Genomic DNA, 23,191 nt, shown 5'->3' with positions numbered 1-23,191 from the left:
TCAGGACAGTCCTTCTGCGATGGGGCCGAGCGCGAGCGCCGGGAGGAACGTGAGGGCGACCAGGATCAGGGTCACGCCGACGACCATGCCGACGAACTGCGGCCGGTGCGTCGGCAACGTGCCCGCGCTCTCTGGCACGGGCGCCTGCCTGGCCAGCGAACCGGCCAGGGCCAGCACCAGGATGATCGGCAGGAACCTGCCGAACACCATGCACAGGCCGAGGGCCACGTCGTACCAGGGGGTGTTGACGGTGAGGCCGGCGAAGGCGGAGCCGTTGTTGTTCGAGGCGCTGGTGAAGGCGTAGAGGACCTCGGAGAGGCCGTGCGGCCCCGAGTTGAGCATGCTCGCGCGCCGCTCCGCCGAGCCCATCGCGAACGCCGTGCCGATCAGCACCAGCGCCGGGGTGACCAGGAAGTACATCGACGCGAGCTTGATCTCGCGGGCGCCGATCTTCTTGCCGAGGTATTCGGGGGTGCGGCCGACCATCAGGCCCGCCACGAACACGGTGATGACGGCGAGGATGAGCATGCCGTACAGGCCGGCGCCGACGCCGCCGGGGGCGACCTCGCCCAGCATCATGTTGAACAGCGTCATCATGCCGCCGAACGGCGTGTAGGAGTCGTGGAAGGAGTCCACGGCGCCGGTGCTGGTGAGCGTGGTGGAGGCGGCGAACGTGGCGGAGTTCGAGACGCCGAAACGGATCTCCTTGCCCTCCATGGCCGCGCCGACCGCCTGCGGCACGGTGGCGTCGCCGCTGAGCTCGAAGACGTTGGTGAGCAGGACGCTGGCGAGCGCGATGACGCCCATCACGGCGACGATGGCGTAACCCTGCCTGACCTGGCCGACGAGCTTGCCGAAGGTACGCGGCAGCGAGAACGGGATCACCAGGATGAGGAAGATCTCGACCCAGTTGGTCCAGCTCGTGGCGTTCTCGAAGGGATGGGCGGAGTTGACGTTGTAGAAGCCGCCACCGTTCGTGCCCAGCTCCTTGATGACCTCCTGCGAGGCGACCGGGCCGCCGGTGATCGACTGGCTGCCGCCGGTCAGCGTGGTGACCTCGTGCAGGCCGGAGAAGTTCTGGACCAGCCCGCCGGCCACCAGGACCAGCGCGCCGACGAACGCGATCGGCAGCAGGATGCGGAGTGAGCCGCGGACCAGGTCCACCCAGAAGTTGCCGATCGTGTCGGCCCTGCGCCTGGCGAAGCCGCGGACCAGGGCGATGGCCACCGCCATGCCCACCGCGGCGGAGACGAAGTTCTGCACGGCGAGCGCGGCCATCTGAGTCAGGTGGCCCATCGTGGACTCGCCCGAGTACGCCTGCCAGTTCGTGTTGGTGACGAAGCTGATCGCGGTGTTCCAGGCGATGTGGTCGGTGACCGGCTCCATGCCCACGCTCAGCGGGAGCCTGTCCTGCAGGCGCTGGATGCCGTACACGACCAGGATGGAGATCACCGAGAAGGCCAGCAGGCTGCGCGCGTACACGCCCCAGCTCTGCTCGGCGTCGGCGCGTACGCCGAGCAGCCGGTAGACGCCCCGCTCGACGACGTTGTGCCTGGTGCTCGTGTAGACCCGGTGCATGTAGTCGCCGAACGGCTTGTGCACCAGGACGAGCACGACGATCAGGGAGGCGATGAAGATCATGCCTGCGGCGGTCGTAGTCATCAGAAGCGCTCCGGGAACAGCAGGGCCGCGACCATGAAGATCACCAGGGCCACGACGACCGCCAGACCGATGGCGTTGACAGCGCTCACAGGCGCTCCACCGCCTTCACGACGAACCCGAAGATCACGAAGATCGCGATCGTCAGGGCGACGAAGATGACGTCAGCCATCCCGACTCCTCAACTCCGGAACACATTCCCTACCGCCCGGGATGAGCGGTGCCTGACCTAGGAAAACGCGGAAATAGCGGCGTTTAGCGTTTCTTGACGGCTTTCATACGGCCGGAGGTCGGTTCTTGACGCGATCAGTACGCGGCCACCCGGGCGTTGTGACGAGCGCCACGGGAACGGATACCGGCGTACTAGGGTCGTGGTAGCCGACGACACTGGAGGGGCCATGCGGGCCGGCGGGGTATGGCGGGTGCTGATCGTCCTCGTTTCCTGGATCGCGCTCGTGTCCTGCGGCGGCGAACGGCAGGCCGGCGAACCGCCGGCCACGGGGCCGGCGCGGGCTTCCGGGACCGCCGCGCCGGCCGCGAGCACGACGCCGTCGGCCGGCGCGTCGCAGTCCGCGTTCTGCCTCGACCTGACCACCTTCAACATCGCGCTGGTGGCCTACTCCGCCGAGGTGGGGCAGGCGATCGAGGGCAAGCCGGTGGACTTCAAGGAAGCACGCAGGCTGGCCGGGGTGATCGCCAGGCTCGGCGAGGGGATGGAGGACAGCGCGCCCGCCGACATCGCCGAGGCCTTCCACCGCCAGTTGACGGCGGTCCGCAAGTCGTCCGGCAAGTTGTCCACCGGCAACAACGCCTTCGACGTCGTCGACCCGATGTACAACGACCGCGCGGACGCCGACCAGAAGGCGCTCAACGAATACAAGTGCGGCTGACCGACTGAGCCAAGGCTCTGATCAGCGTCGTTGCGGCGAGGCAGCCCCGTGCCGCCAACCCGTCGTGCTTAGATCCCATCACAGCCGCGGCCGAGTCCCTGACGCCGCCTGGCGCCGGGCGGGCTCCTCGTGGCCGGACGGATCAACGAATTGCGAAACTTTGCAATTACGTACATGATGGGGTCCGTTCTGAATGCTGGACGGGAGATGACGTGACCGGGGCTTGTGCTGCATCGGCCGGGAAAGCGGCGGTGTGATGTCGCTGCCGCTGTATGAGGCGAAGGCGGAGCTGTTCCGCCTGCTGGGCCATCCGGTCCGGATCAGGGTGCTGGAGCTGCTGCAGGACGGGCCGATGCAGGTGCGCGAGCTGCTGACCGCCATCGAGGTGGAGCCGACGGGCCTGTCACAGCACCTGGCCGTGCTCCGCCGCTCGGGCATGGTCACCGCGCAGCGCGAGGGCTCCACGGTCGTCTACGCGCTGGCCGGCGGCGACGTCGCCGAGCTGCTGCGCGCGGCCCGCCAGTTGCTCACCGCGAAGTTGTCCGGGCAGCACGAGCTCCTGGGCGAGTTGCTCCAGGCGAAGGGGCAGAGCGGTCCCTCGTGAACTCCATGATGTCCGCGGGCTGGGCCCGCGTCCGCTCGGTGCTGCCCGCGCGCGCCGACCTCACCGCGATGGGCCGCCGTCCCCGCCGCGACCTGGTGGCCGGTCTGACGGTGGCGATCGTGGCGCTGCCGCTGGCGCTCGGGTTCGGCATCTCCTCCGGCCTGGGCGCCGAGGCGGGCCTGGCCACCGCGGTGGTCGCCGGCGCGATCGCCGCCCTGTTCGGCGGCTCCGGACTGCAGGTGTCCGGCCCGACCGGGGCCATGACGGTGGTGCTGGTGCCCATCGTGCACGAATACGGCGCCACGGGGGTGCTGACGGTCGGCGTACTGGCCGGGCTGCTGCTGATCGCGCTCGCGCTGGCCCGCGCGGGCAGGTACATGGCCCTGGTGCCCGCGCCCGTGGTGGAGGGCTTCACCATCGGCATCGCCTGCGTCATCGGACTGCAGCAGATCCCCGCCGCGCTCGGCATCCCGACTCCTGAAGGCGACAAGGTCGTCGCCGTGGCCTGGCAGGGGATACTCGACTTCGTGGCCGCGCCGACCTGGTGGCCGCCGGCCATCGCCGTCGCCGTGGCCGCCCTGATGCTGCTCGGCGCGCGCCGGCGGCCGACCGTGCCGTTCTCGCTGATCGCCGTCGCGGCCGCGACCCTCGTCGCCGAGGTGGCCGGCCTGGACGTGGCCCGCATCGGCGAGTTGCCCGCCGCGCTGCCCGCCCCCTCACTGGCCTTCTTCGACGCCGCCGCGCTGAGCACGCTGCTCATGCCCGCGGTCGCCGTCGCCGCGCTGGCCGCGCTGGAGTCGCTGCTGTCGGCCGCCGTGGCCGACGGCATGAGCGTCAACCACAAGCACGACCCCGACCGGGAGCTGTTCGGCCAGGGGCTGGCCAACCTGGCCGCGCCGCTGTTCGGCGGCGTCCCCGCCACCGGGGCCATCGCCCGTACGGCGGTCAACGTCCGCTCGGGCGCCTACTCCCGGCTGGCCGCGCTGGTCCACGCGGCCGTCCTGGCCGTGATCGTCTTCAGCGCCGCCGGGCTCGTCGCCCGCATCCCGCTCGCCGCGCTGGCCGGCGTCCTCCTCGCCACCGCGGTGCGCATGGTGGAGGTCGGCTCGGTCAAGGCCATGGTGCGCTCGACCCGTGGCGACGCCGTGGTGCTCGTACTGACCGCGCTCGCCACCCTGGCACTCGACCTGGTCCAGGCCGTCATACTCGGGCTGGTCGTGGCCGGGGCGCTGGCCCTGCGCGCCATCTCCCGCAACGTACGCCTGGAGCCCGTGTCGCTGCAGCCCCACCTGCCGGGCGACCACACCGAGCAGGAGCACGACCTGCTCGCCGAGCACATCGTCGCCTTCCGACTGGACGGGCCGCTGTTCTTCGCCGCCGCCCACCGGTTCCTGCTGGAGCTGTCCGACGTCGCCGACGTCTCCGTGGTGATCCTGCGCATGTCCCGCGTCACCACCATCGACGCGAGCGGCGCGCTGGTGCTGGGCGACGCCATCGAACGGCTCGAACGCCGCGGCATCACCGTCTACGTCTCCGGCATCCGCGACGGCCACCAGCAGCCCCTGCGGGCCCTCGGCGCCATCGCCCGGCTCGACCAGGCAGGACGCGTCTTCGGCGGCACCCCGGAGGCCATCGCGGCCGCCCGCGACCAGTTGCACCACTCCGGAGTGCTCACGCTCTCCTGACGCCCTGCGCGCGCACCACCGCGACCGGGCAGTGGGCGTGGTGCAGGACGCCCCGGCTGACCGAGCCGAGCAGCATCGACGCCACCGCGCCCCGCCCGTGCGAGCCGACCACCAGCAGATCGGCCCTGGTGGAGGCGTCGGTGAGCGCGTCCACCGGGTGCGCCGCCGGGTGGTCCTCGACGACCGCCACCTCCGGGTGGCCCTTGCTGAAGATCGCCAGCCGGTCCTGGACGGCCTGGCGCTGCGCCGCACGGACCTCGTCCATGGCGTACGAAGCCTCGGGCGCGAAGGCGTGCACAGGGAGTTGCCACGCGTGCACCACCCGCAGCGTGGCGTCGCGCAGCTCGGCCTGGCGGAAGGCGTACGCGAGCGCGGGCTCGCACTCGGGCGAGTCGTCCACACCGGCCACGATCTCACCGCGCGGCGGCCGGTGCTCGCCACGCAACACCACGACCGGGCAGTTGACGTGCCCGGCCACGTGTACGCTGACCGACCCCAGCAGCATCCCGGCGAACCCGCCGCGCCCCCGGCTGCCGATCACGACCTCGGTCGCGTCCCTCGCCTGCTCGCGCAGCACGGGAGCGGGCGCGCCCTCGATGTCCCTGGTCGTCACCTCGATGCCGGGCCGGCGCACACGGGCCACGACCGCCGCCTCCCGCAGGATCCGCTGTCCCTCCCGCAGGAGCAGGTCGGCCAGCTCGGGATGGCGGTACCTGCCGACCTGGTACGGCGCACGGTCCACCGCGTGCACGATCCGCAGCGGCTCCCCCGTGCGGAAGGCGTCGTCGGCCGCCCACTCCACGGCGTCCTGCGCGGCCGTGGAGCCGTCCACCCCCACGATGATCATGATTACTCCCCCGATGTTCCCCCGGCGCCGGGGGTCAGGCCCGCGCGCGGCCGCACCACCGCGACCGGGCAGGTCACGTGGTGCAGCACGCCATGGCTGACCGAGCCGAGCACCGCCGACATGAAGCCGCCATGCCCGCGCGAGCCCACCACGACCAGATCGGCCGTCTCGGATGCCCTGACCAGGGCGGAGACCGGATGCTCGCAGGGCTCCTCGTCCGTGATGATCAGGTCGCTGTTGGCCTCCAGCCAGGGCAGGACGCGCCGGCGGGCCGCGCGGGTCTCCTCCTCCACGGCCTGCTCGATGAGGCCCCCGTCGGCCAGCGCGTACGGCGCGAAGCCCGGCACCTGCCAGGCCGAGACGATGTGCAGGTGCGCGAGACGGGCACGGGCCTGTTCGAGCGCGTACTCCATCGCCACCCGGGCGTGCTCGGAGCCGTCGTAGCCGACGACGACCCGGTCGTGCCGCAGCACGGCGGGAGCGCGTACGACGACGACAGGGCCGGCGGCGTGCCCGGCCACGGCCATGCTGACCGAGCCCATCATCATCCCGGCGAACCCGCCGAGACCACGGCTCCCCACCACCAGGCCGTCGGCCGTGGCCGACTCCTCGACCAGGGTGTCCACGACCTTTCCCGGCAGCAGGGCGGTCGTCACCTCGACGTCGCGGGTGAGGTCGCGCGCCCGGTCGGCGGCCGCCTCGAGAACCCCGGCGCAGTACTTCGTGCTCGGCACCTCGTGCCGCCACGTCTCGCAGACGTGCACCAGCCGCAGGCCCAGCCCGCGCCGCTCGGCGTCGGCGGCGGCCCACTCCAGTGCCGCGGTCGCCGGCGCGGACCCGTCCACGCCGGCCACGATCTGACCGGCCATCACGCCTCTCCTTCACGAGCCCGGCCCCCCGGTTCGTCCTCGGGAGAGCGGGCACTGGCACGCCCCTCGCGACTCCTCTATCCCGAAATCACGGCAACTATCAGGGGCTCCCTCACACGACTGAGCCCGCGCGTCGTGGGCAAGGGGTTGGTGAATGACGCTCGCTGGAGGACACACCGGCATGGCACGCATTCCCGACCCCGGCCCGAAAGAGCGGCACGTAGAGCAGCAGTCGTCGTCGGCCGAGCTCGATCAGATCGAGGAGCCCGCGCATCTCATCCGGGTGAGCACCATGGTGCGCCAACTGCTGGACGAGGCCCGGGAACTGCCTCTGGACGAGCGTGCCCGGGAGCGGCTGCGCGTGATCCACAGCCGGGCGGTCGAGGAGATCGGCCGCGCCGTCGGCCCCGAGCTCCGCGACGAGCTCGCCCGGCTACGGCCCGACGTGCCCGGCGACCGGCCGCCGACCCAGGCCGAGCTCCGCATCATGCACGGGCAGCTCGTCGGCTGGCTGGAAGGGGTCTTCCACGGCGTACAGGCCGGCCTCGCCACACGCCGGGCAAAGGCCCGAGAAAAGGAGCTGGACCACCCCGGGCACGCGCCACCGGGGTGAGTCAGAGGGCGGCACGAGTCAGGAGCCGGGGTTGAGACACGCGCCACCCGGGGTGAGTCAGGGGCCGGGGCGGCTGACCTGCGGGATCCAGCCCCCGGCCAGGACCATCGCGCGCTGTCGCGGGGACAGGCGGTGCCTGAGCAGCAGGCCGCCGGCGTCGATCTCGCTGCCCGTCTCCACCGCCGCGCGCAGCCCGTCCAGCCGCAGCTCGTCACCCTGGCCGAGGCGGTCGTAGCCGGCCTCGTCGGCGAACTCCAGCGCCAGGATGCCGAAGTTGGCCAGGTTCTGCCAGTGGATGCGGGCGAAGGACTTGGCGATGACGACCCGGAGCCCGAGGTGGCGGGGGACGATCGCGGCGTGCTCCCGTGAGGAGCCCTGACCGTAGTTGCGCCCGCCGACGATGGCGTGCGCCCCGGCCGCGCGGGCCCGCTCGGGATAGGTCTCGTCGATCTGGCCGAAGGCGAAGTCGGCCAGCGCCGCGATGTTGCTGCGGTACGGCAGCGCCCGCGCCCCCGCGGGCATGATCTCGTCGGTGGAGACGTCGTCGCCCACCTTGAGCACGACGGGCAGGACCAGCGAGTCGGGCAGCGGATCCAGCTCGGGCAGCGCCCCGATGCTGTCCGCCTTCACCAGTTCGACCGCGCGGGCCTCCTCGGCCGGCAGGGGCCGCTGGAACGGGCCGGTGATGGGGGCGGAGGCGCGCGGCAGGCGTACCTCAGGACTGTCCAGGCCGAGCTCGCGCGGGTCGGTGATCACGCCGGTGAGCGCCGCCGCCGCGGCGGTCTCGGGCGAGCAGAGCCAGACCGAGTCGTCGTGGGTGCCCGAGCGGCCGGGGAAGTTGCGCGGGAACGTACGCAGGCTGTTGGTCCCGACGGCCGGCGCCTGGCCCATGCCGATGCAGCCCAGGCAGCCGGTCTGGTGGATGCGGGCACCGGCTTCGACCAGCGCGGTGACGGCGCCTGACGTGGTGAGGTCGGCCAGGATCTGCCGCGAGGTCGGGTTGACGTCCATCGACACCTGCGGGTGCACCTGCCGCCCGCGCAGCATCTCCGCCACCACCGCGAAGTCCCGCAGTCCCGGGTTGGCCGACGAGCCCACCACCACCTGGTGGACCGGCTCGCCCGCCACCTCGCGCACAGGGACCACGTGGCCGGGCGAGCCGGGCCGCGCGATCAGCGGTTCGAGCGCGGACAGGTCGATCTCGTCCCGCAGGTCGTATCCGGCGTCCGGGTCGGCCGCCAGCTCGACGTGGTCGTCCGCGCGCCCGTGCGCGTCGAGGAACGCGCGAACCTGTCCGTCGGAGGGGAAGACGGACGTGGTGGCGCCCAGCTCGGCGCCCATGTTCGCGATCACGTGCCGGTCCATCGCGCTCAGCGTCTCCAGCGCGGGCCCGTGATACTCCACGATCTTGTGTACGCCCCCCGACACCCCGTGGCGGCGCAGCAGTTCCAGGATGACGTCCTTGGCGCTCACCCACGCGGGGAACGCGCCCGACAGCCGCACCCCCCAGATCCTGGGCATGGTCACGTACAACGGCTGCCCGGCCATGGCCATCGCCACCTCCAGGCCGCCCACGCCGATCGCCAGCATGCCCAGCGAGCCTGCGGCGCAGGTGTGGGAGTCGGCGCCGGCGAGCGTCTTGCCCGGCACGCCGAACTGCTGCATGTGGGTGGGGTGGGAGACGCCGTTGCCGGGCGGCGAGTACCAGATCCCGAACCGCCGGCAGGCCGAGCGCAGGAACAGGTGGTCGGCCATGTTGCGCTCGTCGGACTGCAGCAGGTTGTGGTCGACGTACTGTGCCGCCACCTCGGTGCGTACGCGGTCCAGGCCCAGCGCCTCCAACTCCAGCATCACCATCGTCCCCGTGGCGTCCTGGATCAGCGCCTGGTCGACGCGCAGCCCGATCTCCCCGCCCGGTCGCATCTCGCCGCTGACCAGATGCGAGCTGATCAGCTTCTCGGCCAGGTTCACCGGTCCCCCCTGCGCAGAGCCATCCGTCCCCCATTCGCCGGCTCGCGAACCAGCGGCGACTACCCGGTGGGACCGCGACCAAACGCCGACCAGACGCAGCGGTTAGCGTTTCCCGGGCCGGGGTAGCCGCCTTCAAGGGACCTCCGCGGGCCTCGTCGGGCGAAGGAGCGGGCCGTGACGGGTATCAAGCAAGCCGGGGAGAAGAAGCTGATGCTCTTCTCCGGACGCGCGCACCCCCAACTCGCACATGAGGTGGCCAGGGAGCTGGGCACCGAGATCACGCCGACCGACCTGCGCGACTTCGCGAACGGCGAGATCTACGTACGGTTCGCCGAGTCGGTCCGCGGCTCGGACGCGTTCGTGATCCAGTCCCACACGAGCCCGGTCAACTCCTGGATCATGGAGCAGCTCATCATGGTCGACGCGCTCAAGCGCGCGTCGGCGCGGCGCATCACCGTGGTGGCGCCGTTCTTCGGCTACGCCCGCCAGGACAAGAAGCACCGCGGCCGGGAGCCGATCTCCGCCCGGCTGATGGCCGACCTGTTCCTCGCGGCCGGCGCCGACCGGATCATGGCCGTCGATCTGCACACGGCGCAGATCCAGGGGTTCTTCGACGGGCCCGTGGACCACCTGCACGCCCTGCCGCTGCTCGCCGAGCACGTCACCCGGCACGTGGGCACGGGCCCGCTGACCGTGGTGGCGCCGGACGCCGGGCGGGTCCGGGTGGCGGAGCGATGGACCGACCGGCTGAGCTCGCCGCTGGCGATCATCCACAAGCGCAGGGACGCCGAGCGCCCTGACCAGGTGAGCGTGCACGAGGTGGTGGGCGAGGTGGCCGGCCGTACCTGCGTGATCATCGACGACATGATCGACACCGGCGGGACCGTTCTGCGGGCGGCCGAGGCGCTGACCGCCAGGGGCGCCACCCAGGTCATCGCGGCCGCCACCCACGGGGTGCTCTCCGGCGACGCCCTGGAGCGACTGGAGAAGGCGAACCTGGCCCAGCTCGTCATCACGAACACGCTGCCCACCCCCTCGGGCTTCTCGCCCGGCGGGCTCGTCGTGCTGTCCATCGCACCGCTGCTGGCCAGGGCCATCAGAGAGGTGTTCCTCGAAGGCTCGGTGACCAGCCTGTTCGAGGGCGAGCCGTGAGCGGGGGCCGCCGATGCCGTACGACACTCTGGTCGAGATCATCCGGCAGTCAGGGGTGACCGACCCTCGCCTGCTGGCCGCCATCGCCGCCACACCGCGCGACCGGTTCGTACCGGCGCGCTCGGTCCCGCGCGCCCAGTTCGACGAGCCGATCCCGATCGGCCACGGACAGCCCACCTCGCAGCCGTCCCTGGTCGCCGAGATGATCGACGCGCTGCTGCTGTCCGGCCCTGAGACCGTCCTGGAGATCGGCACCGGGTACGGCTACCAGACCGCCCTGCTGGCCCGCCTGGCCCGCCAGGTGTACTCGGTGGAGCGCCACGCCGACCTGGCCGAGCACGCGCGGGCCAACCTCGCCGCGGCCGGCGTGACCAACGCCGAGGTGGTGGTCGGCGACGGCAGCGCGGGACTGCCCGGCCGGGCGCCCTTCGACGCCGTCATCGTGTCCGCCGCCGCCGCGGAGGTGCCCGCCCCGCTGGCCGAGCAGCTCGCCGAGGGCGGGCGGCTGGTCATGCCCATCGCGGCGGGCGTGGCCGACATCGTCACGTTGTTCGCCAAGCGGCGCGGCCGCCTGGAACGGCGGCGCTCCCTGACACCCGCCCAGTTCGTCCCCCTTGTCGGCAGGAACGGCACGCCCCTCTGATGGAGGGGAAAGAACGCGGGATGAACGACCGGATACGCGAGTGGTGGACGGCCTTCAAGGAGTCACCGTTCTTGCCCGCGTCCGTTCTGGTGGTGATCCTCGCCGCGGGGGCCGGGCTGTTCGCCGGCTCGTACACGTACGCCATGGCCGCCCCGACCCCGCACCGCGTCCCCGTGGCGGTCGTGGGCGTCAGCTATGAGACCGTTCGCGGGAAGGCGTTCGTGGCGGGCATGGAGCAGGCGCTGAACACCTCGCTCGCCCTGTCCTTCCCCGGCTCGTTCGAGCGGGCCCGCGAGGAGGCCGAGGAGCAGCGGGTGTTCGGGGTGTTCACCGTGCACGGAAACGATGTCACGCTGCACGTGTCGAGCGCCTCGGGCGCGTCGGTGGCGCAGCTGCTCAGCGCGGCGGCGCCGAAGGTGGCCCCGAAGGTCGGGATGCGGCTGACGGTGCAGGACATGAAGCCGCTCCAGCGGGGCGACCCGCGCGGGCTCGCGATCTTCTACATCACGCTCGCCGCGGTCGTCATCGGCTTCATCGGGGGGACCCAGCTCAACGTGAACGCCCCCGGGCTCAGGCCGGGCGCCCGCATCGCCTTCATGGCCGCGTACGCGATGCTGGGCGCGCTGTCCATCGTCGCGATCGTGGACTGGCTGCTCGGCGCGCTCAGGCTGCCGTTCCTGGAGTCCTGGTTCATCCTGGCGCTGACCATGATCACCACCGGGCTGGTGTACACCATGTTCCACGCCCTCATCGGGCGCTGGGCGATGCTCCCGACCTGGGGGTTGATGGTGCTGCTCGGCAACCCCTCCTCGGGCGGGGCCGTCTCCTGGCCGCTGCTGCCGTCGCCGCTCGGCGCCATCGGCCGCTGGCTGCCGCCGGGGGCTTCGGTCAACGCCCAGCACACCGCCGTCTACTTCGGCGGCCACCAGAGCCTGACACCGTTCCTGGTACTGGCCGTATGGGCACTGGGCTCGTGCGCCGTCTTCCTGATCCGGCAGGGTCGCGGCCCGCTGACCGGCCGCGAATCCCCGAGTTGAGGTCGCCCCTCCTATAGGCATTTTGGCGTGTATTGAGCGAGACGGCGGGTGCGGCGCGTACCTCTCAACGGCAAGTTCCGTTTCGGGAGGTACGTCATGCACCGCAGAGTCGCCCTGCTCTCCGCCGTCGCGCTCACCGTGACAGGCGCGCTGGTCCCCACCGGCACCGCTCAGGCCGGTGTCGATCCCCGGCCCGCCGGGTGGTCCGCCGCGGACTCCTCGTCAGAACGCAGGACCGTGCTGCAGTACTGGACATCGCAGCGCATGCTGGCGGCCGAGCCGCTGTCGGCGCCCCCGCCGCGCCGCGCCACCAGGTCGAGCGGGCCGACCCGGGGCACCCCTTGGGCGACCCGCGGCGCGGCGGCCACCACGACGCGCCGCGCCCCGTGGACCACCCAGGGCGCCTCGTGGACCCGGACGGCCTCGGCCGGCACCGGAGCCCAGGCGCCCAACAGCCGCGGCCTGCAGTGGACCGACGAGGGCACCGTCGTACGCACCACGGGCCGCGTCTTCTTCACCACCGCGGACGGCGCCAACTCCTCGTGCTCCGGCACGGCCGTGACCAGCGCCAACGAGAGCGTGGTGATGACCGCCGGCCACTGCGTGAAGCTGAACGGCGCCTCCCACCGCAACTGGGTGTTCGTCCCCGGCTTCGACGACGGCCGCCGCCCGTTCGGCACCTGGGTGGCGACCTCCCTGCTGACCACCCAGCAGTGGAACGCCCGTGAGGACATCAACTTCGACATCGCCGCCGCCGTGGTCGCACCGCTCGATGGACGTACGCTGACCGACGTCGTGGGCGGGCAGGGGGTGGCGTTCAACCAGTCCAGACAGCAGCAGACGTTCGCCTTCGGGTACCCGGCGGCGGCGCCCTTCGACGGCTCCGACCTGATCTACTGCAGCGGGCGGGCGTTCGACGACACCGTCATGACGAGGGACCAGGGGTTGCGCTGCAACCTGAACGGCGGGTCGAGCGGCGGGCCGTGGTTCCAGGGGTTCGACGAGTCCACCGGGACCGGCTGGCTGAACTCCGTCAACAGTTTCACCTACAACTTCGCCCCGGGTTTCATGTTCGGCCCGTTCTTCGGAAACGAGGCGATGGCCGTCTATCGAGCCGCGCAGAACACCGACGCGCTCTGAGGTCGTTGAACCCAGGTAACAGGGGACCCAGTAATGGCGTGTGGCCGCACGAATCATTGTTCGTGCGGCCGTTCCGCGTAAAATCGCCGGGAATCTGACGGCCTGTCGGTAGATCTTTTACCGGCTACTGTCACGCCAATACCAAGACAGCTACACTCGTGGAATGCGTTTTGTCCCCTTTGTCATGGTTAGTGCCGGGTTTCTTCTCGGTGCCGCCACGCCCGCATCAGCCATCACCAACGGGTCCGCCGACGGAAACGCACACCCGGAGGTCGGAGCCCTGATCGGCAAGAAGCCGAACCCCGACGGCACATGGTCCTACTGCACCGGCACGCTCATCTCGCCCACCGTCTTCCTCACGGCCGCACACTGCGGGGAGGGAGGGCAAAAGCACGCCCGTGTGTCCTTCGCCGACCACTATCGGCCCGGGAGCAAGCTCTACACCGGCCGTTACGTGCCGGACCCGCGATACAAGAACGAATCGGCGCTCCACGACATGGCCGTGGTCGTCTTCTCCGAGCCCATCCCGAACATCAAACCCGCCCTGCTGCCCTCTTTGGGCATGCTCGACCAGCTCAAGGCCGACAACAGGCTGAAATCCGCCCGCTTCACCCCGGTCGGGTACGGCTCACTCGCCCCCACCACGAAGAAGCACAAAAACCGCTACCACTACACCGACACCCGCAACCAGGCGTCGATCTCCTTCAAGGGCCTGTCCCGCAAGTGGCTTGACCTGAAGCTGAGCTTCAAGGACGACGGCAGCACCTGCTTCGGCGACTCGGGCGGCCCCAACTTCCTGGGCGAAGCCAACTCACACCTGCTCGTCGCCACGTCTATCAGCGGGGCGGACGACGTCTGCAAGGGCGTCAACTACGACTACCGCCTGGACACCACCTCGGCCCGGCGCTTCCTCGGCAAGTTCGTCACCCTGCCCTGAACCCCGCGCCCTGAACCCGCGCCCTGGCCCTCTTGGGTGCCGACCGGCTGGCGCACACTCCCTCGCCCAGCTTCGGCGGCGACATTTCCCTGGCGGCAGCCAGCGCGGTCAGCCTCAGGTCAGCGCTCAGCCGCCGCGCCGATGGCGACGACGGCGGCGTCGTGACCGACTCGTCTCGGCGCCGCGATCCGGGTACACGGGATCCTGGGCCCTGTCCGGCCGAAGGCGGAAGGGCAGATACCGCTGGATGGTCATCCTTGTTCCCCCCAATCGTGGGGCGGAGGCCGGACATAAACCGCATCCGTCTCTCCCCGATACCCCGGGGCATGACCTCCGAAATCGGGTTGAACGACCCCGGCCCGCGTCTTTGCCAGGTAGGTGCCTACTTGGACGACAGCCGGCGACCCTGGAACTTCGGATGCTTGGTCTCCCAGTAGCGCCAGCCCTCGACCCTGGAGGGCACGTTGGCGATCCCGGCGGCGACTCTGTAGTGCCGGCACGTGCCGAGCACCTCCCAGGCCGACCAGCCGATGCGGTAGCCGAAGACGCGGTACCACATGTGGCCGTACTTCCCTTCGGTGATATCCCGCGTGTACTCGTGCCCGGTGAAGACCATGTGCCGCTCCTCCAGGTGGGGCAGCCCCAGCCTGCGCAGGTGGCGGACCACTTCCCTGATGTTGGTGTGGGAGTCCGTGTCCGTGTCCGACTTGGTCTTCGTCTTCGTCTTCGTCTCCGTATCCGTCTCCGCCTCCGTCTCCGCCTCCGTCTCCGTCTCCGTATCCGTCTCCGTATCCTGTGCCACCTCCTTCGTCTCCTCCTCCGTCTCCTCCTCCGTCTCCTCCCTCGCCCTCGCCAACTCCCTCGCCCTCGCCAACTCCCTCGTCCTCGCCAACTCCGCCGCCCTCTGCCTCTCCCGCCTTGTCTGCGTCTGCCGCTCCCGCTCGGTTTCGAGGAACGCCAGCACCTCGTGCTCCCGCGTGACCGACACCGTCATCGAGCCGCCCGGGCCGTCGATGTATTGGGTGCGGGGCAGGAAGAAGTTCCGCGGTGTGATCTTGTCGAGCTTGTAGAAGGTACGCGGCCCGCACTTGTCCTCATGGTCATGGAGCCTGCCCTTGAGACGGAGATGATGACGGTCGTGGAGACGACGGTCGTGCCTGAGTTTGGGCGAGTCGGGGTCGTCGGCGGCGTGCGCAGCCGGGGCCAGGGTGGCGACCAGGATCACCGAAAGCGAGCCGCGCATGGCCAGGGTCGACATTCTCTTCATCGTGTGACGCCTCTTCCGCCGATCGGAAGCGGCTGTGGCTTTTGTCCCATGAATGGGCGAGAACATGTCACCGTACCTTTCGGAATGCGACCCCTCGTCGCGACTGACCCGCAGGCCCGAATCCGCCCGTACCTAAGCAACGGAACCGGTTCGATGGTTACAGTTACGGATAGTCACTGCGCAAAGCCACGCCGCAGTCGTAGTCCTCGAACTCGGAAAGAGCCGATGAAAAACCGTCAATACGATCATCCAGGCGCCCGCGCCCGGCGGAAGATCACTTGATGACGCGGCCCACGAGCTTCCCGCCGCCCACCGGGACGGCCAGGCAGTAGACCGTCCGGTGCCGCGGCCAGTCGCTCTCCAACGGCACGAGCCCGGTCACGCCGACCTCGGCCCGTCTGGACTCCACGTACCGCATCCGCGGCCCGCACCCCTGCTCGATCAGCGTCCGCATCTCCTCCACCCCCGGCCAAGGACCTTGGCGAAGCACGTACGTGGTGGCGAACTCCGCCGCGTGCGGCACGTCGCAACTCACCACTGTCACCACGAAGTCCGCCGGCATCGGTTCGACGCAGTCGCCCGGACGCAGATCCGTGGCGTGGTACCGCTCCGATGCGGGGGTCACGACCTCGGTGGGGTCCTGGCCGGGCGACGACGACACGGGGCGGGTCTCGTCGGGCGCGGCGGCGCAGCCCAGGAGTGTGCCGGTCAGGCAGACGATGGCCAGCGAGAAGCGAACCATGAGGCCGGATGATGGCAGCCGGAGATCACAAGACCGTCGCGGAGAGCCGACGTCCGGAACACCGTTCGCGAGGGCGCTGGCCCGGGTGCCGCCGCGCTTCTGGCGGCGGCACTGCGCGAGGTGGGCTGAGCGGTCAGATGCGGTCGGCGGCGATGAGGAGGTACTGGAAGCTGCCGTTGCGGTACGCGTCGAGGAACGGTTGCTCGATGCCGGTGGCCAGGGACGTCTTGGCGCGCAGCTCCCAGTAGGGGATCGTGGCGGCGGTCAGGTCGATGACGTCGATCGGGACGAGGCGGTTGGCCGCCATCTCCTTGAAGTACGTGCTGCGCGAGTGGATGTCGCAGATGTAGTGGGCGTTGATCTGGCTGATGGCCCTGGAGGGCAGGCCGTAGGCGTCGTTGTAGCAGCCGGTGATGCAGACGTACCGGCCGCCGCGCCGCAGCAGCCGGGCGTGCTCGGCGAACAGCAGGGCGAGCTCGACGTACATGGTGCTCTCGTTGTTCCAGATCGCCTGGAACGCGCCCGAAGGGAACCCGGTGTCGAGCATGTCGCGGAAGTGGAAGCGGACCCGGTCGCCCACACCGCGCTGCGCGGCCTGCTCGTTGGCGAAGGCCACCTGGGACTCCGAGATCGAGACGCCGTCGACCTGGCAGCCGAAGCGCAGGTTGGCGACGATGCTGGAGCCGCCGCGGCCCGAGCCCGCGTCCAGGATCCGGTGCTCGGGCAGCAGCGCGCCGAGCTGGCTCATGAGGAGGTCGGTCTGGGCGGACTCCAGCCGGTGGAGCTCCGCGGTGACTCGTTCCTCGCGGGTCTCCTCCGGGCCCTCCAGCACCGACCAGTCGACCTCGCCGATGCCGTAGTGGTGGTGGTAGATGCCGTCCACCTCGCCCAGGCGCAGGTTGACCGGGTTACGCTCGGCGTTCCAGTAGTCGGCCACCGAACGCTGGTAGAGGCTGCTGAGCACAGGAGACTCCTGGTTGACGGTCAAGGGACGCGTTCCTTTCTGTCTGGGACATGCGGGGTCAGGTCTGGTAGCGGCTGCTGGCGCCGTGCCATTCGAGGCATCCGGCCATCCACGCCTGCGCTCCACGCAGATACCGCTTCAGCTCGATGGAGGGGACGCCGGCCAGCTCGCGCCGGCTGTTCTCGAACCCTCTGACGAAGTCGTTGTGCAGGGACACCGCGCGTTCGGTCGCCGCGCGGATGGAGCAGCCCTCCTCGGCGGCGATGAGCAGGACCACGTTGGAGTCGGGCAGCTCGTCGGCGGCCTCCCGCTCGACGGAGTGCAGGTCGTTGACGATGACGCTGGCGGTGCCCGCCTGCATGAGCGCGGTGTGGAACCGCCTGTCGCAGAAGAGGCCTGCGGGCAGCTCGTAACCGCCGACGACGTCGATGAGCGTCATGGAGGTGTAGAAGCTGTCGTGCTGCCTGGCCGCGAGATAGCGCCACACGGGCGGCGGCGTGTCCAGGTATCGCCAGGCGGCGTACGCGGCCCAGCTCACGTACATCTGGAAGGTGGTGCTCGAAGCCCGCATGACCTGCGTGGGCGTGGCGTGGCGGCTCAGGTGTCCGGTCGCGGAGCGCAGCGCCACGAGTACGGGGTCGGCGTGGATCGCCTCCTCCAGTTGCCGGGTGTAGTCGCCGGCGAACGGCGGCGGGTCCATGGCCGACATCACCAGCGCCAGCCGCGGGGGCAGCTCGGTCGGCGTCGCGCCGAGGTCGCTCTCGTCGGCGTAGTAGTCGTCGGCCGCCCACCAGGCGGCGTTCATCTGGGCGGCGACCATGAGCAGGTCGGGGTCGTCGGTGTCGGGATGGGTGAGCATCGCCAGCCGCCCGAACCCGGTGTCGCGGAACTCCTCCATCCGCCCTGCGTGCAGGCCGACCCGCTCCGCCCACGCCACCAGCCGCCGGTTGACCTCCTCCCCGAGCCCCTCGTCGACGCGTACGGTGCCGGGGCAGTAGAGCGGCGGGTGGCTCCCGTCACCCCACTCCCGCTCCTGGTAGACCACCGGGGCGACGCTGTACGCGCCGGGAACCGGCGGGCTCGCGGCGGGTTCGTGACCGTCGTCGTCGCGGAGCGGCCGATCGGCCTCGGGGCGGCGCAGCGAATGCGTCCCCAGGCCGGTGGGACCGTCCGGCAACAGGGCCCGCGCCAGGCGCTCACGGACCGCGCCGTCACGCACCACGCCGTCGCGGGCCGCGCTCTCGGTGCCGCGCGGGACGTGCAGCGTCGGGGCCCCCAGACCGGTGGGGCCCGCCGGGATCCGCGTCCCCTCGCCGGCGGCCTGTGGTCGTACGGTCTCATGCTCGGACATGACCCCGCCCCCTTCCTGGATCGTCAGGACCGTGCGGCGACGTCGGCGTTCTCCAGGACGCCGACCGCGTCCGGCACCAGGATCGCCGCCGAGTAGTAGGCGCTGACCAGGTACGACATCACGGCCTCGCGGCTGATGCCCATGAACCGCACGTTCAGCCCGGGTTCGTACTCCTCCGGGATGCCCGTCTGGTGGAGGCCGACGACGCCCTGGTCCTCCTCGCCCGTGCGCAGGGCGAGGATCGAGCTGGTCTGCTTGGCCGAGACCGGGATCTTGCCGCAGGGGAAGATCGGAACCCCCCGCCAGGCCGGGATCTCGTGACCGCCGACCTCGGTGCTGCCCACGGCGAGCCCGCGCTTGTTGCACTCCCTGAAGAACGCGGCGATCGCCCGCGGGTGGGCGAGCAGCAGCCGGGTCTTGCGGCGCATGCTGATCAGGTCGTCCAGGTCGTCCGGCGTCGGCGGGCCGGACCAGGTGCTGATCCGCTGGCTGTAGTCGGCGTTGTGCAGCAACCCGAACTCGCGGTTGTTGAGCAGCTCCCACTCCTCGCGCTCGCGGATCTCGTGGATCGTCAGGCGGAGCTGCTCCTCGAACTGGTTCATCGGCTCGCTGAAGAGATCGGCGACGCGGGTGTGGACGCGAAGGATGGTCTGCGTCACGCTCAGCTCGTATTCGCGGGGGTTGAGGTCGTAGTCCACGAACGTGCCGTTGATGACCGGCTCCCCGACGTGGCCGGAGGCGATGTCGACGGCCGCCTCGCCGCGACGGTTGACCGGCTTGCCGGTGGCCGCCACATAGCGGTCGATGTGCTCCCGCAGCGCCGGCGACTCGTCGAGCAGCCGCTGGAACTCCGGCCACTGCGACACCATGATCGTGCCGGCGGTGTCGGCCCTGACCGTGCAGGGCCAGCGCGGATCCTCCTGGCCGAGGACCTCGTCGCCGAACTGGTCGCCGTCGGTGAGCACACCGAGGGCCTCCGTGCTGCCGTACTTGCCGACGGACAGGCGGTTGAGCCGGCCGTGCGCGACGACGTACGTCTCGGTGACCGAAGCGCCGGCCTCGACGATGACCTCGCCCGCGTGGATCTCCCGTGGCCGGAACGTCGCGGCGAGCGCCCGCAGCACCTCGATGTCGTCGAAGCCGCGCAGCACGGGGACCTCGGCGAGCGTCTCAGGGATGATCCGCACGTCGTCGGCCCCGTGCTGGGCCACGCTCACCCGCCCCCGCCCGACCCGGTGCACCAGCCGGCGGTTGACCCGGTAGGTCGCGCCCGCCACGTCGACCCAGGGCAGCATGCGCAGCAGCCAGCGGGAGCTGATGGCCTGCATCTGCGGTCGGGTCTTGGTGGTGGTGGCCAGGTTTCGCGCGGCCCGGGTGTCCAGGCTGAGTCGCGACTCGGTGGGGGGTTCGGTGCGCTCAGGGGGCATGTGTCCTCGCAATCGCCGACCATGGGCCGACCCCGTCCGGGGAGCCTGGTCGCCTCGCCAACGCTCGGGAATCGATCTATGACCGAACGTAACCAGTCCGATACCCTGCGTAGAGTATCCGATGGGCAAGGGATTGCTTACGACCGTGGGATATCGAACTCCCGAACACGGCCTCAGACTCCGATGTGACGAGCTCCTTATACAGGTAGCTCTCAGGTAGGGCAGGTACCCTCAATGAGCATGGAGTGGCAGCGCACAATCAACGGAGCGCTGGCCAGGTACACGGGATTCCAACTTAACCGAGTAGGAAAAACAGGGCAACCGGTGAAGGCGCCGGAACCGGTGAAGACGCCGGAGAAGCGTCCGGACGCGCCTTTCAGGCCGCCGGCGGATCCGGAAAACGACCGCCTGTTGACCGCTCCGGTGTTCATCATCTCGCCAGTCAGGTCGGGTTCGACGTTGCTGCGGTCGATGCTGAACGCGCATCCGGACCTGCATGCGCCGCACGAGCTGCATGTACGCCGGTTGAGTGTGGATTTCGGTACCTCGCTGGCCGAGAAGGCGATGGCGGCACTGGGGCACAACCGGGCCGACCTCGAACACCTCCTGTGGGACCGGGTCCTGCATCGGGAGCTCGTACGCAGCGGCAAGCGGCACATCGTGGAGAAGACCCCCGCCAACGCGTTCGCGTACGAGCGGCTCGCCGCCTGCTGGCCGGACGCGCGGTTCGTCTTCCTGCTGCGCCATCCCGCCTCCATCGCGACCTCCTGGCACGAGGCGAGCCCCGGCAGGCGCACGGCCGAGGAGGCGGCGCAGGACGCGCTGCGCTACATGAAGGCGGTCCAGCGGGCGCGGGCCGCGCTGCCCGGCCTGACCGTGCGCTACGAGGAGCTGACCGCGGAGCCGGAGAAGATCGGCCGCGCCATCTGCGACTTTCTCAACGTGCCCTGGGCGCCGGAGCTGCTCTCGTACGGCACTCCTGACGTCGTGAAGAAGGGACTCGGCGACTGGAAGGACAAGATCCGTTCCGGCGCCGTACAACAAGGCCGTGACCTGCCCCGGCCGGAGGAGATCCCCGCGTCTCTGCGGAGCATGTGTCAGACCTGGGAGTACCTGCCGTGAAGATCCGTTACATGCTGCTGCACGCCTACGGCATGGGCGGCACCATCCGGACCGTCGTCAACCAGGCCAACGCGATGGCCGAGGCGGGCCACGACGTCGAGATCGTCAGCGCCATCCGCCGGCGCAAGAGCCCCCAGTTCGAGATCGACGAGCGGATCCGCGTGTCGGCGCTGGTGGACCAGCGCGACGGAGTCGAGCCCGACTCGCTGGCCCGCAAGGTCTGGCGGCGCGCCCGCGGCAAGATCGTCCCGTACGGTGAGTTCGCCGCCCAATACTTCACCGAGCGGGTGGAAGGCGCGGTCATCGACTACGTCTCCGGCCTGCGCGACGGCATCCTCGTCACCACCCGCCCGGCTCTCAACCTCATCTCCGCCCGCCGCGCCGGCCCCGGCGTGATCCGCGTGGCCCAGGAGCACATGAACCTGGGCGCGTACCACGAGGCGGTACGCGAGCAGATCGCCCGTCACTACGGCGGCTTCGACACGGTGGCCGTGCTGACCGAGACCAGCCGCCGCGAGTACAACGAGCTGATCCCCGGCACCCCCGTGGTACGCGTGCCCAACGCGGTCCACATGGGTCACCGCAAGCATTCCGACCAGAGCGAGCCCATCGTGATCGCGGTCGGGCGGCTGGTGCCGCAAAAGGGCTTCGACATGCTCATCAAGGCGTTCAACATCATCGCCCACGAGTATCCCGAGTGGCAGGTGCGCATCTTCGGCACGGGCGTGTTGAAGGACAAGCTGCAGGCCAGGATCGACGCGGCCGAGCTGGGCGACCGGATCAAGCTGATGGGCCGCAGCAACACCATCCACGAGGAGCTGGCCAGGTCGTCGATCTACGCGCTGAGCTCGCGCATCGAGGGCCTGCCGATGGCGATGATCGAGGCGATGGGCCACGCCCTGCCCGTCGTCGCCTTCGACTGTCCGACCGGCCCCGCCGACGTGCTGACACCTGGTGTCGACGGCGTGCTGGTGCCACCCAGGAAGGTGGAGGCGCTGGCCGAGGCGCTGGCGCAGGTGATGAGCGACCGCGACGCCCGGTTGCGCATGGGCGCGGCCGCGGCGGAGACGGCCCACGACTACACCCCCGAGGTCGTGATGCCGCTGTGGGAGAACCTGTTCCGCGCGTTGACCGCCGGTGAGCCGATCTCCGACGGTCATCACGCCTCACACTGACACACGAGTAGCGGTAGGGCCGCGGGACGGCTGCCCTACCGCGACGGGCCGGCCTCGAAGACGGTGACCGCGAACGGGCGGTGTGTCTTCTCCTCCACGTGCTCGGCCACCTGGGACATCGCGCCGCCCACGTACGCGTGCAACTGCTGTGACTCCGGCCAGGGGTGTACGAGCGCCAGCAGGCCCCCGGGCCGTACGAAACGGACGAGCGCCGCAGAGGCGGCGCGGAGCCGGTCGTCGCGGCCGAGATAGTAGAGCGTCTCCGCGCACACGACCAGGTCGAACGCGTGATGGCGGTCGTAGGAGAGCAGGTCGGCGCGCGCGAAGCCGGGGCGCGGTGTGCCGGGACGGGCGCGTGCCCGGTTGAGCGCCCGCTCGGAGACGTCCACGCCGGTGACCTCCGCGTCGGGATAGGCGCCGGCCAGCGCGTGTGTGAAGACGCCCTCGGCGCAGCCCACGTCCAGGATCCGGTTGTAGGGGCGCTCGGGGAGGGTGCGCAGGGTGGTGGCGTACTTCTGCTGCTCGTAGTCGTCGGTCTGCAGGTGCCAGGGATCCGGTGAGCGGTGCCACCAGTCGAAGTAGCGGCGCAGCACCGCCGCCTGACCGCGCGACGGCAGCACCGACACGCTCTTGAAGAGGGCGCGGTGCATCAGCTCGGGGAAGGGACGCGAACCGTTGGCGCTCTTGGACTCGGGCATGTACTAGAACCTATGAGCTTCCGCGCCAAACCGTGATGAACCGCCGGACAAATCACTTAAGAAGCGGCTGTCCCTTGTCCGGCGGCGCCGGTCAGGCGCCCAGGTCGCGGACGATGTTGTCCAGCCGGTGCGCCACGTCGTCGAGTACCCGGTCGGTGAGGGCCTCTGCCGGGAGATGGGCGGCGACCTCGTCACGCGTCGCGATGACGAGCCCCTTGTGGGCGTCGTCCACGTCCGCGGCCGGCAGGACGACGCAGTCGCCCCGTACGAAGACCAGCGTGGCGTCGGTGTCCTGGGACGTCAGCAGCTGACGGACGCATTCTCTGTCGATGAGCGATGATGTCCACATGTCGGCTCCTCGCCGGTGGTGCTCGATTGCCTGCCTCAGCAGCCCGTCT

General features: G+C 70.3%; 23 protein-coding genes. 11 read left to right on the top strand and 12 right to left on the bottom strand.

Translation table 11 applies throughout. The features are described from left to right. Both kdpA and kdpF read right to left on the bottom strand, forming a co-directional pair. Positions 1–1,662 carry a potassium-transporting ATPase subunit KdpA gene (gene kdpA, locus ITP53_RS08270; protein WP_195894716.1) on the bottom strand — a complete coding sequence of 554 codons (1,662 nt, stop codon included), beginning with the start codon at positions 1,660–1,662 and terminating at the stop codon, positions 1–3. Further along, positions 1,662–1,751 carry a K(+)-transporting ATPase subunit F gene (gene kdpF / locus ITP53_RS08265; RefSeq protein ID WP_195894715.1) on the bottom strand — a complete coding sequence of 30 codons (90 nt, stop codon included), beginning with the start codon at positions 1,749–1,751 and terminating at the stop codon, positions 1,662–1,664. Before kdpF ends, kdpA begins: the two co-directional genes overlap by 1 nt. Positions 1,752–2,057: 306 nt before the next feature. Between kdpF and ITP53_RS08260 the strand changes: the two genes are divergently transcribed. The 3 genes from ITP53_RS08260 (at position 2,058) to ITP53_RS08250 (ending at position 4,838) form a co-directional block, all read left to right on the top strand. Beyond that, positions 2,058–2,549 carry a hypothetical protein gene (locus ITP53_RS08260; RefSeq protein WP_195894714.1) on the top strand — a complete coding sequence of 164 codons (492 nt, stop codon included), beginning with the start codon at positions 2,058–2,060 and terminating at the stop codon, positions 2,547–2,549. 256 nt (positions 2,550–2,805) lie between these two features. After that, positions 2,806–3,153 carry an ArsR/SmtB family transcription factor gene (locus ITP53_RS08255; protein WP_195894713.1) on the top strand — a complete coding sequence of 116 codons (348 nt, stop codon included), beginning with the start codon at positions 2,806–2,808 and terminating at the stop codon, positions 3,151–3,153. Positions 3,154–3,158: 5 nt separating this feature from the next. Beyond that, positions 3,159–4,838, top strand: coding sequence for a SulP family inorganic anion transporter (locus tag ITP53_RS08250; protein WP_195894738.1), 1,680 nt, complete (start codon positions 3,159–3,161; stop codon positions 4,836–4,838). Here the strand turns inward: ITP53_RS08250 and ITP53_RS08245 are convergent. Together ITP53_RS08245 and ITP53_RS08240 are read right to left on the bottom strand one after the other, a co-directional pair. Next, the gene (locus tag ITP53_RS08245; protein ID WP_195894712.1) at positions 4,825–5,685 is read right to left on the bottom strand and encodes a universal stress protein; all 861 of its coding nucleotides are present in this window, start codon (positions 5,683–5,685) and stop codon (positions 4,825–4,827) included. The genes ITP53_RS08250 and ITP53_RS08245 overlap by 14 nt on opposite strands. A gap of 2 nt (positions 5,686–5,687) precedes the next feature. Beyond that, on the bottom strand, positions 5,688–6,554 hold the full coding sequence (locus tag ITP53_RS08240) for a universal stress protein (protein ID WP_195894711.1): 867 nt from the start codon (positions 6,552–6,554) through the stop codon (positions 5,688–5,690). 181 nt (positions 6,555–6,735) lie between these two features. Here ITP53_RS08240 and ITP53_RS08235 point away from each other — a divergent pair, with 181 nt between their 5' ends. Beyond that, complete coding sequence (locus ITP53_RS08235; RefSeq protein WP_195894710.1) at positions 6,736–7,167, top strand: proteasome activator; 432 nt, start codon at positions 6,736–6,738, stop codon at positions 7,165–7,167. A gap of 57 nt (positions 7,168–7,224) precedes the next feature. Here ITP53_RS08235 and ITP53_RS08230 read toward each other — a convergent pair whose 3' ends face one another. Beyond that, entirely contained in the window at positions 7,225–9,138 is a 1,914-nt protein-coding gene (locus ITP53_RS08230) for an aconitate hydratase (protein WP_195894709.1), read from the bottom strand. Between the two features lie 174 nt (positions 9,139–9,312). Here ITP53_RS08230 and ITP53_RS08225 point away from each other — a divergent pair, with 174 nt between their 5' ends. From ITP53_RS08225 to ITP53_RS08205, 5 genes are all read left to right on the top strand, one after another. After that, complete coding sequence (locus ITP53_RS08225; protein WP_195894708.1) at positions 9,313–10,290, top strand: ribose-phosphate diphosphokinase; 978 nt, start codon at positions 9,313–9,315, stop codon at positions 10,288–10,290. Positions 10,291–10,303: 13 nt separating this feature from the next. Continuing rightward, on the top strand, positions 10,304–10,933 hold the full coding sequence (locus tag ITP53_RS08220; RefSeq protein WP_195894707.1) for a protein-L-isoaspartate(D-aspartate) O-methyltransferase: 630 nt from the start codon (positions 10,304–10,306) through the stop codon (positions 10,931–10,933). Between the two features lie 20 nt (positions 10,934–10,953). After that, a complete protein-coding gene (locus tag ITP53_RS08215) occupies positions 10,954–11,970 on the top strand; it encodes an ABC-2 transporter permease (RefSeq protein WP_236050576.1) in 1,017 nt (338 codons plus the stop codon). A gap of 96 nt (positions 11,971–12,066) precedes the next feature. Continuing rightward, positions 12,067–13,110 (top strand): trypsin-like serine peptidase, encoded by a 1,044-nt coding sequence (locus ITP53_RS08210; protein WP_195894705.1) that lies wholly within the window; start codon positions 12,067–12,069, stop codon positions 13,108–13,110. A 163-nt stretch (positions 13,111–13,273) separates the two neighbouring features. Continuing rightward, positions 13,274–14,047 carry a trypsin-like serine protease gene (locus tag ITP53_RS08205; RefSeq protein WP_195894704.1) on the top strand — a complete coding sequence of 258 codons (774 nt, stop codon included), beginning with the start codon at positions 13,274–13,276 and terminating at the stop codon, positions 14,045–14,047. A gap of 382 nt (positions 14,048–14,429) precedes the next feature. On the opposite strand, the gene ITP53_RS08200 is transcribed toward ITP53_RS08205, so the two are convergent. The 5 genes from ITP53_RS08200 to ITP53_RS08180 all read right to left on the bottom strand — a co-directional run bounded on the left by ITP53_RS08200 (position 14,430) and on the right by ITP53_RS08180 (position 19,798). After that, positions 14,430–15,305: a hypothetical protein gene (locus ITP53_RS08200; protein WP_195894703.1), complete on the bottom strand. Its 876-nt coding sequence runs from the start codon at positions 15,303–15,305 to the stop codon at positions 14,430–14,432. 283 nt (positions 15,306–15,588) lie between these two features. After that, positions 15,589–16,056: a septum formation family protein gene (locus ITP53_RS08195; protein WP_195894702.1), complete on the bottom strand. Its 468-nt coding sequence runs from the start codon at positions 16,054–16,056 to the stop codon at positions 15,589–15,591. Between the two features lie 133 nt (positions 16,057–16,189). Then, positions 16,190–17,044: a geranyl diphosphate 2-C-methyltransferase gene (locus tag ITP53_RS08190; protein ID WP_195894701.1), complete on the bottom strand. Its 855-nt coding sequence runs from the start codon at positions 17,042–17,044 to the stop codon at positions 16,190–16,192. A gap of 34 nt (positions 17,045–17,078) precedes the next feature. Continuing rightward, positions 17,079–18,371: a family 2 encapsulin nanocompartment cargo protein terpene cyclase gene (locus ITP53_RS08185; RefSeq protein ID WP_236050575.1), complete on the bottom strand. Its 1,293-nt coding sequence runs from the start codon at positions 18,369–18,371 to the stop codon at positions 17,079–17,081. Positions 18,372–18,394: 23 nt separating this feature from the next. Next, positions 18,395–19,798 (bottom strand): family 2B encapsulin nanocompartment shell protein, encoded by a 1,404-nt coding sequence (locus ITP53_RS08180; protein ID WP_195894700.1) that lies wholly within the window; start codon positions 19,796–19,798, stop codon positions 18,395–18,397. Positions 19,799–20,209: 411 nt separating this feature from the next. Here ITP53_RS08180 and ITP53_RS08175 point away from each other — a divergent pair, with 411 nt between their 5' ends. Together ITP53_RS08175 and ITP53_RS08170 are read left to right on the top strand one after the other, a co-directional pair. After that, positions 20,210–20,920, top strand: a complete 711-nt coding sequence (locus tag ITP53_RS08175) for a sulfotransferase family protein (RefSeq protein ID WP_236050574.1) — start codon at positions 20,210–20,212, stop codon at positions 20,918–20,920. Then, a complete protein-coding gene (locus tag ITP53_RS08170; protein WP_195894698.1) occupies positions 20,917–22,095 on the top strand; it encodes a glycosyltransferase family 4 protein in 1,179 nt (392 codons plus the stop codon). Before ITP53_RS08175 ends, ITP53_RS08170 begins: the two co-directional genes overlap by 4 nt. Before the next feature lie 35 nt (positions 22,096–22,130). On the opposite strand, the gene ITP53_RS08165 is transcribed toward ITP53_RS08170, so the two are convergent. Both ITP53_RS08165 and ITP53_RS08160 read right to left on the bottom strand, forming a co-directional pair. Continuing rightward, a complete protein-coding gene (locus ITP53_RS08165; protein WP_195894697.1) occupies positions 22,131–22,793 on the bottom strand; it encodes a class I SAM-dependent methyltransferase in 663 nt (220 codons plus the stop codon). Positions 22,794–22,884: 91 nt separating this feature from the next. Next, the gene (locus tag ITP53_RS08160) at positions 22,885–23,142 is read right to left on the bottom strand and encodes a hypothetical protein (protein ID WP_195894696.1); all 258 of its coding nucleotides are present in this window, start codon (positions 23,140–23,142) and stop codon (positions 22,885–22,887) included. Positions 23,143–23,191: the final 49 nt, after the last annotated feature.

The organism is Nonomuraea cypriaca (assembly GCF_015645445.1).
Taxonomy (GTDB): Bacteria; Actinomycetota; Actinomycetes; order Streptosporangiales; family Streptosporangiaceae; genus Nonomuraea; species Nonomuraea cypriaca.
This window is presented reverse-complemented; position numbering and strand designations above follow the sequence as displayed.

What these genes read in the sequence shown, in the direction of transcription:
- kdpA (WP_195894716.1), bottom strand. Translation starts at nt 1,662, where the DNA reads ATGACTACGACCGCCGCAGGCATGATCTTCATCGCCTCCCTGATCGTC.
- ITP53_RS08260 (WP_195894714.1), top strand. Translation starts at nt 2,058, where the DNA reads ATGCGGGCCGGCGGGGTATGGCGGGTGCTGATCGTCCTCGTTTCCTGG.
- ITP53_RS08255 (WP_195894713.1), top strand. Translation starts at nt 2,806, where the DNA reads ATGTCGCTGCCGCTGTATGAGGCGAAGGCGGAGCTGTTCCGCCTGCTG.
- ITP53_RS08250 (WP_195894738.1), top strand. Translation starts at nt 3,159, where the DNA reads ATGATGTCCGCGGGCTGGGCCCGCGTCCGCTCGGTGCTGCCCGCGCGC.
- ITP53_RS08245 (WP_195894712.1), bottom strand. Translation starts at nt 5,685, where the DNA reads ATGATCATCGTGGGGGTGGACGGCTCCACGGCCGCGCAGGACGCCGTG.
- ITP53_RS08240 (WP_195894711.1), bottom strand. Translation starts at nt 6,554, where the DNA reads ATGGCCGGTCAGATCGTGGCCGGCGTGGACGGGTCCGCGCCGGCGACC.
- ITP53_RS08235 (WP_195894710.1), top strand. Translation starts at nt 6,736, where the DNA reads ATGGCACGCATTCCCGACCCCGGCCCGAAAGAGCGGCACGTAGAGCAG.
- ITP53_RS08220 (WP_195894707.1), top strand. Translation starts at nt 10,304, where the DNA reads ATGCCGTACGACACTCTGGTCGAGATCATCCGGCAGTCAGGGGTGACC.
- ITP53_RS08215 (WP_236050576.1), top strand. Translation starts at nt 10,954, where the DNA reads ATGAACGACCGGATACGCGAGTGGTGGACGGCCTTCAAGGAGTCACCG.
- ITP53_RS08210 (WP_195894705.1), top strand. Translation starts at nt 12,067, where the DNA reads ATGCACCGCAGAGTCGCCCTGCTCTCCGCCGTCGCGCTCACCGTGACA.
- ITP53_RS08205 (WP_195894704.1), top strand. Translation starts at nt 13,274, where the DNA reads ATGCGTTTTGTCCCCTTTGTCATGGTTAGTGCCGGGTTTCTTCTCGGT.
- ITP53_RS08200 (WP_195894703.1), bottom strand. Translation starts at nt 15,305, where the DNA reads ATGTCGACCCTGGCCATGCGCGGCTCGCTTTCGGTGATCCTGGTCGCC.
- ITP53_RS08195 (WP_195894702.1), bottom strand. Translation starts at nt 16,056, where the DNA reads ATGGTTCGCTTCTCGCTGGCCATCGTCTGCCTGACCGGCACACTCCTG.
- ITP53_RS08185 (WP_236050575.1), bottom strand. Translation starts at nt 18,371, where the DNA reads ATGTCCGAGCATGAGACCGTACGACCACAGGCCGCCGGCGAGGGGACG.
- ITP53_RS08180 (WP_195894700.1), bottom strand. Translation starts at nt 19,798, where the DNA reads ATGCCCCCTGAGCGCACCGAACCCCCCACCGAGTCGCGACTCAGCCTG.
- ITP53_RS08165 (WP_195894697.1), bottom strand. Translation starts at nt 22,793, where the DNA reads ATGCCCGAGTCCAAGAGCGCCAACGGTTCGCGTCCCTTCCCCGAGCTG.
- ITP53_RS08160 (WP_195894696.1), bottom strand. Translation starts at nt 23,142, where the DNA reads ATGTGGACATCATCGCTCATCGACAGAGAATGCGTCCGTCAGCTGCTG.